Here is a 7,044-nt window from a genome sequence, read left to right as displayed (position 1 = left end):
CGGGCTTTGGCGATTATGGCCACCTCACCCCGCTGCGCCGCCTCATCCGCTTCCTGTTCGTCAGGCCAGCATTTTGCCTCGGGCTTCCTTCAGATTCGCAGTCGCCCGCGACACCCTTGCCTTCAGCTAACACTTCCCCTTGCCGGGTGTGTAGAGGACTTTCACCTCCAAGTCGCCAGGCTCACCACCACAGTGAACCCGACAGCGCCAGTCACGGCGCTACGCGCCATGCCTGGCGCACCCAAAAAAAGGGATGGCCGAGGCCATCCCTGAAGATCGAGGCTGGTGATGCCTCCTATGAAAGACGCTCAGCTGCGTTGACGAGCTGGTGCCTGGCTCGCGCCGGTGTAGAAACCCGCCAGGCCCGGCCAGAAGCGGCGCGGCGGATGCAGGGTGCGGAACAGGAACTTGACGCTGGGGGGCTGTGACGGTTGCATGGTCGTTCTCCGTTACTGCTGCAGGGGCACGAGGCGTGGGGCGATCATGTTCTCGGGGCGCAGGATGTCGGCCAGGGTGGCCTCATCCAGCAACTGCTCCTCGCGCACCAGTTCCAGCACGCCGCGCCCGCTTTCCAGGGCGACCTTGGCGATGCGCGTGGCGTTCTCGTAGCCGATGTAGGGGTTCAGCGCGGTGATCAGGCCGATGGAGTTTTCCATCAGTTCGCGGCAGCGTGCTTCGTTGGCGGTGATGCCGTCGATGCACAGTTCGCGCAGCATATCCATGGCGCGGGTGAGCAGGCGGATCGAGTCGAAGATCTTGTAGGCGATCAGCGGCTCCATCACGTTCAGCTGCAGTTGGCCACCTTCGGCCGCCATGGTCAGCGCCAGGTCGTTGCCGATCACTTCGAAGGCCACCTGATTGACTGCCTCGGGGATCACCGGGTTGACCTTGCCCGGCATGATCGAGCTGCCCGGCTGACGCGCCGGCAGGTTGATTTCGTTGATGCCGGTACGCGGGCCGCTGGACAGCAGGCGCAGGTCGTTGCAGATCTTCGACAGCTTGACCGCCGTGCGCTTGAGCATGCCGGAGAACAGCACGAAGGCGCCCATGTCGCTGGTGGCTTCGATCAGGTCGGCCGCCGGCTTGAGCGGGTGGCCGCTGATCACGCTCAGGCGCTTGACCGCCAGGGCCTGGTATTTCGGGTCGGCGTTGATGCCGGTGCCGATGGCGGTGCCGCCCAGGTTGACCTCGGTGAGCAGCGCCGGGGCGAGCATCTTCAGGTGCTGTAGGTCTTCGCCCAGGGTGGTGGCGAAGGCGTGGAATTCCTGACCGAGGGTCATCGGCACGGCGTCCTGCAACTGGGTGCGACCCATCTTCAGCACATGGCCGAACTCCAGCCCTTTGGAGGCGAAGGACTGAATCAGCTTGTCCAGCGCACTCAGCAGGCTGTCATGGCCGAGCAGCAGGCCCAGGCGAATGGCAGTCGGGTAGGCGTCGTTGGTCGACTGCGCCATGTTCACATCGTTGTTCGGGTGCAGGTGCTGGTACTGGCCTTTCTCAAAGCCCATGGCCTCCAGCGCGATGTTGGCGATGACCTCGTTGGCGTTCATGTTGGTCGAGGTGCCGGCGCCGCCCTGGATCATGTCGACCACGAACTGCTCGTGGAACTCGCCCTGGATGATGCGTGCGCAGGCGGTGCTGATTGCCGTGTGCTTGGCGGCGGACAGATGGCCCAGCTCGCGGTTGGCGTCCGCCGAGGCCTGCTTGACCATGGCCAGGCCGATTACCAGCTTCGGGTAATGCGACAGCGGCACACCGGACAGGCGGAAGTTCTGCACGGCGCGCAGGGTCTGGATACCGTAATAGGCATCAGCAGGGACTTCGAGGGTACCGAGCAGATCTTTTTCGACGCGAACAGATGCAGCAGAGGACATGATAGAGATGACTCTTGGGAAATACGGCGAGTGCCGCGATACCCATAGAATAGGGGCTCCAACCGTCTCGCTACCAATGCCGTTACTTGCTGCCCTATGCACAATCGGCATAATGTCGAAGTGACCGCGCACTAGCGACAAACGTAGGGTGGGTTAGCCGCATGCCACCGGCGTCAAATGTCACGCAGATAGCGCTGCGGCGTAACCCACCACCGGCGCATCATGGTCGGCCCTCTGATATTTCTGTAGGAGCCGCGCCTCGCGGCGAATGCTCTGGCCGGGCGCCAGAAATCCTTCGCCCCGAGGCGCGGCTCCTACACGGGCGCAAACCGGATCAGCACGCGGAGCCTGCGATGAACCTGGAAACCAAATGGCTGGAAGACTTCGTCACCCTGGCCGCCACCCGCAGCTTTTCCCAGGCTGCGGAAAAGCGCTTCGTCACCCAGCCGGCATTCAGCCGACGTATCCGCAGCCTGGAAGGCATGCTCGGCCTGACCCTGGTCGACCGTTCCTGCACCCCGGTCGAGCTGACCGAGTCCGGCAAGTTGTTCCTGGTGACCGCGCGCAGCCTGGTCGAACAGCTTGGCGAAGTGGTGCGCCACCTGCACAACCTCGAAGGCCAGCAGGGCGAGATGCTGTCGATTGCCGCCGCCCACTCGCTGACCCTGGGTTTCTTCCCGGAATGGATCGCCCGCCTGCGCCGCGAAGGTCTGCCACTGACCACCCGCCTGGTGGCGACCAACGTCGGCGAAGCGGTGCATTCACTGCGTGAAGGCGCCTGCGACCTGATCCTTGCCTATTACGACCCTGACGCGGCGCTGCAGATGGACCCGGCGATCTTCCCCTCGCTGCACCTGGGCGCCACATCAATGTTGCCGGTATGCGCGGTCAACGAGTCCGGCGCGCCGCTGTACGACCTCGACAATGGCCAGAGCGTACCGCTGCTGGCTTACAGCGCCGGCGCCTTTCTCGGTCGCTCGGTCAACCTGCTGCTACGCCAGCGCGCATTACGCTCGACCACCGTGTACGAAACCGCTATGGCCGACAGCCTCAAGAGCATGGCCCTGCAGGGCATGGGCGTGGCCTGGGTGCCACGGCTATCAGTGACTGCGGAACTGGCCCGTGGCGAACTGACTATCTGTGGCGCAGAGCAGTGGCAGATTCCACTGGAAATCCGCCTATACCGCTGCGCCCTGGTGCGCAAGGCGGCGGTGCGTTTGCTGTGGCGCAAGCTGGAGACGGGGGAGGTAGGGGGCTGATTTTTAGCATGCTCGCGCTCTGCACCTGTCTTTCGGAGCGCATCTGATTTAGGAGTTATATATCTTCAGAATCGAAAAAATCATTATCAACAGTTTTAACCTCATAGATGTTTTTTACTTGAACACCTACGTTGTACTTATGCATGAGGTCTACAAGCTTTGACCCATCAAGTAAAATTATCTTATGGTGTGCGTCGCGAGCTTTATTTTTAGCTTTTTCATCAAACGATGACGTTGTAACAAAAATGCCTTTATGTGTGTCGCCACTCATTGCGCCAATAAAGTTGCGAATGTCCGTTTCACGGACTTTGTTTTCATTGTAGCGTTTGGCTTGAATATATATTTTTTCCAGCCCTAATTGATCCTCGTTTATGATTCCGTCAATGCCGCCATCGCCGGATTTAGAGGTCTCAATGAATTCTCCATAGCCCATTTTCTTTAAAAGGATTAGTATTATTTTTTCAAAGGCATATGGGTCAATTGTTTTCAACTTTGATAGAAGTTCGTCTTTAATTTCGCGCTCAATCCGCTCAAAGCCAGTGTCTATTAGATCCTGTGGGCTAGCGCTTTCCTCTTCTATAAGAAGTTTCTCAGGCTTGCTATTTTCAGGTTGATAGAAATTTATAACGTCAGCCTGTATTTCAGGAAGTGTTATGTTTTCTGCTTTTGTAAAAAGTCCTTTATCTGTTATTTGGACGAACCCTCGCTGCGGGTAATGAACCAGTCCGCCTTTTTTCAAGTAGGACTTGCCCCAGGCGATTCTATTTTCTATGACCCTGTCGCCGCTTTTAGTTGTTTGTTGTAGTAGTTCATAAGGTAGGTGCGAGTAGAAGTTTTCCTCCACGCGCCTTATTAACTCTCGACCCTTTATGATCTTGCCATCTCTCAGTATTTCTAGTATCGGTATGAATGTTTCATTAAACTTTGGCAAATCCATTTTAATTCTCTTAGCCTTCTGCAGCGTTGTAGCACACATGCAAAGCGTAGTGTTTTCCAGTTATAGAGGCCAAGGAGTCGGCGTCTTTCACCGCACAATAACCACTGGTCATAATTGGCTGCAAGCTGCTTTTTTGTATTGCTCCAACGCTCCGCGCGGCACCACAGACTAAGACGCTCTGCGTCCGTTTCGATCTTCATAGTCGCCAGTACCACCCGGGATGACGCGCAGCGCCACAAACGCCGGTGCCAACGCAGAGCGTGGGCACCATCGGTACAAAGAGCGTCGTGGGCGGTATGCCGCTTCAGCGTAAGCGTTCATTCCAAGACATCCTGCCATCCCGCTGACTTCCGCCCTAGAGTGACCTCGCATTCAACAACGCGAGGTTATTTCCATGAGAAAACACCGCACCGCAGAACAGTGGCAAGTCCTAATCGGTCAGCAGCGTGACAGCGGCCTGTCGGCCACGCAGTTCTGCAAGGAGCACAAACTCGGTTATGCCAGCTTCTGTAGTTGGCGCAAGCGCCTGTTGAGTCAGCCGGTCGGTGAGGCTGCGGATTCTGGTTATGCCAGCTTCCTGGATCTGTCATCGCTGATGGATGACTCGGCCTCTCCCGGAAGCGGCTGGAATATCGTGCTGAGCCTGGGTAATGGTGTTGAGCTAAGGCTGAGCCAGATCAGATGATCGGTCTGGATAGCCAGGCCCGGATCTGGCTGTGCACCGAGCCCACGGATATGCGTAAATCCTTCCGGGGGCTGAGCGCTCTGGTCCGCAATCAACTCAAGCAAGATCCGCTCAGCGGGCAGTATTTTGTCTTCGTTAACCGTCGCAAGACCCAAATGAAGATGTTGTATTTCACGCCCACGGGCTACTGCCTGTGGGCCAAGCGACTGGAGCAGGGGCAGTTCCGGGTACGGCCGTCTTCTTCGGGACAGCGCCCCTTAAACCTGACTGATCTCCAGTTGCTGATTGACGGTATCGAGGTGCAAAAGTACCGTCAGTTCAAGCGTTTTCGGGGCACGTAGCGGGTTGTGTTCCGGTATAATATCGGCCATGAATTCAATGGCTTCCGCGTCCTATTCCAACGCCCCTTCCTACTCGGTACTGGCCGAGGAGAATGCCCTGTTGCGTGAGCAGCTACAGGTCATGCAGCGGCAGTTGGACTGGTTCAAGAAGCAGCTGTTCGGCCCCAAGTCCGAGAAGCAGGTGTATGACCTCCCGGAGCAGGGCGGCCTGTTCCAATCGAATGATGCGGCTAGCCCGGAGAAGCCTCTCGATGCGGAGAAACGCCCGGTTCGGGCTTATCAGCGAGGCACCGGAAAGAAACAGCGGGACGACGACTGCCTGAACGATACGGGTCTGCGTTTTACAGCGGACGTGCCAGTGGAAGTTGTTGAACACCTGCCGCCGGAGCTAAGCGGCCCCGACGCCGACCAGTACGACATCCTTGGCACCAAAACGACCTATCGGCTGGCCCAGCGGACGTCCAGTTACGTGGTGTTGCAAGTGGAACGCCCCGTATTTCGGCGCAAGGGCAGCGACAAGCCCGTGACCACGCCGGCCCCGTCCAACGTACTGGACAACAGCCTGGCCGACGTCAGCTTGTTGGCGGGTCTGATGGTCGACAAGTTCCAGTTTCACCTACCGCTGTATCGCCAACACCAACGCATCCAGCAAGCGGGTATTACCCTCAGCCGCAGCACCCTCACCAATCTGATCAAGCGATCTATTGATCTGCTGCGGCCGATCGTGGATGCCCAGACCGACAATGTTCTGCGCAGCCGGGTGTTGGCGATGGATGAGACGCCGATTAAAGCTGGCCACCAGGGTCGGGCAGGCCCACAAAAAGGCAAGATGAAATCCGGCTGGTTCTGGCCGTTATACGGCGATGCCGATGAAGTGGTGTTCACTTACTCGAACAGTCGAGGCCGAGCCCATATCGAGCAGGTACTGAACGAACAGTTCAGCGGAACTCTGATCAGTGACGGCTATGCTGCTTATGCCCGCTATGCCGCCGCACAGCAGAACATCATCCACGCGCAGTGCTGGGTGCACAGTCGTCGTTACTTCATTGAGGCGCAGAAGGACCACCCGATAACTGCCACCGAAGCCCTTCAGCAGATTGCCAAGCTATACACCAACGAAGAAGAGATCCGCGTCCAGCAACTGACCGGCGAAAAGAAACGCCAGTACCGGCTGCTCCACTCAAAGCCGGTGGTCAGCGACTTCTTCCAATGGTGCCGGGATCAACTGGCACAGGGCGGTCTGCTGCCCAGTGATTTATTGACCAAAGCACTGAACTACGTGCTCAGCCGTGAAGCCAGCCTGACCGTCTTCCTGGAAGACCCAGACGTCCAGCCAGACACCAACCACCTGGAACGGGCCCTGCGCCCCATTCCCATGGGACGCAAGAACTGGCTGTTCTGCTGGACTGAACTCGGCGCGGAACACGTGGGCATCATCCAGAGCCTGATCACTACGTGCAAACTGCACGACATCAACCCGTACACCTATCTGGTGGACGTGCTGCAGCGCATCAGTCAGCACCCGGCCAGCAAGGTCGCTGACCTGACGCCTCGGCTCTGGAAGACCCGGTTCGCCGATAATCCGTTACGCTCGCTGATCGATCCGCGCCATTCTGATCGACAGACCGCACAGCCAAAGGGCACCCTCCATGCGCATTGAAGACATGAGCATCGATCAGCTATTGGAGCTGAACCGAATGATCTGCCGGCGCATTGATGAACTGCAAGATCAAGAAAACCTGCAGGCGCTGAGTCGGCTGCACGTGGGGCTGAAGGTGACCTTCGAAAGCCGAACTGGCTTGACTATGGGGATCGTCACCAAGATCAACCGCAAGAGCGTGATCGTCCTGGCCGAGAACGGCACGAAACAGTACAAGGTCTCACCGGAATTGCTAAGGCCCCTTCGGGACGTAAAGTAAGTCCAGTACGTCGTGGAATGAACGCTTAC

8 protein-coding genes are annotated in these 7,044 nt (G+C 58.0%); 5 read left to right on the top strand and 3 right to left on the bottom strand.

Annotated elements, in window-relative coordinates; translation table 11 throughout:
* Nucleotides 1-308: 308 nt before the first annotated feature.
* Together DBO86_RS27045 and DBO86_RS11730 are read right to left on the bottom strand one after the other, a co-directional pair.
* Nucleotides 309-437, bottom strand: coding sequence for a hypothetical protein (locus tag DBO86_RS27045; RefSeq protein WP_255311661.1), 129 nt, complete (start codon nt 435-437; stop codon nt 309-311).
* Between the two features lie 12 nt (nt 438-449).
* Nucleotides 450-1,874 (bottom strand): aspartate ammonia-lyase, encoded by a 1,425-nt coding sequence (locus DBO86_RS11730; RefSeq protein WP_084342472.1) that lies wholly within the window; start codon nt 1,872-1,874, stop codon nt 450-452.
* 353 nt (nt 1,875-2,227) lie between these two features.
* Here DBO86_RS11730 and DBO86_RS11725 point away from each other — a divergent pair, with 353 nt between their 5' ends.
* A complete protein-coding gene (locus DBO86_RS11725; protein WP_004422954.1) occupies nt 2,228-3,133 on the top strand; it encodes a LysR substrate-binding domain-containing protein in 906 nt (301 codons plus the stop codon).
* A gap of 55 nt (nt 3,134-3,188) precedes the next feature.
* Here the strand turns inward: DBO86_RS11725 and DBO86_RS11720 are convergent, their stop codons facing one another.
* Nucleotides 3,189-4,070, bottom strand: a complete 882-nt coding sequence (locus tag DBO86_RS11720) for a restriction endonuclease (protein ID WP_074859877.1) — start codon at nt 4,068-4,070, stop codon at nt 3,189-3,191.
* Between the two features lie 394 nt (nt 4,071-4,464).
* On the opposite strand from DBO86_RS11720, the gene tnpA reads away from it, so the two are divergent.
* Genes tnpA through DBO86_RS11700 form a run of 4 tightly spaced genes read left to right on the top strand, consistent with a single transcriptional unit; the run spans nt 4,465 to nt 7,015 of the window.
* A complete protein-coding gene (tnpA, locus tag DBO86_RS11715) occupies nt 4,465-4,755 on the top strand; it encodes an IS66 family insertion sequence element accessory protein TnpA (RefSeq protein ID WP_004423344.1) in 291 nt (96 codons plus the stop codon).
* On the top strand, nt 4,752-5,096 hold the full coding sequence (gene tnpB / locus DBO86_RS11710) for an IS66 family insertion sequence element accessory protein TnpB (RefSeq protein WP_004423345.1): 345 nt from the start codon (nt 4,752-4,754) through the stop codon (nt 5,094-5,096). The genes tnpA and tnpB overlap by 4 nt, the downstream gene beginning before the upstream one ends.
* 28 nt (nt 5,097-5,124) lie before the next feature.
* Entirely contained in the window at nt 5,125-6,756 is a 1,632-nt protein-coding gene (gene tnpC, locus DBO86_RS11705; RefSeq protein WP_004423346.1) for an IS66 family transposase, read from the top strand.
* A complete protein-coding gene (locus tag DBO86_RS11700; protein WP_003458515.1) occupies nt 6,746-7,015 on the top strand; it encodes a hypothetical protein in 270 nt (89 codons plus the stop codon). Before tnpC ends, DBO86_RS11700 begins: the two co-directional genes overlap by 11 nt.
* Nucleotides 7,016-7,044: the final 29 nt, after the last annotated feature.

It is taken from the genome of Ectopseudomonas oleovorans (assembly GCF_003052605.1).
Lineage (GTDB): Bacteria > Pseudomonadota > Gammaproteobacteria > Pseudomonadales > Pseudomonadaceae > Aquipseudomonas > Aquipseudomonas oleovorans_A.
Note: the sequence above shows the minus strand (reverse complement) of the source record. Positions and strands in the feature narration are given on the sequence as shown.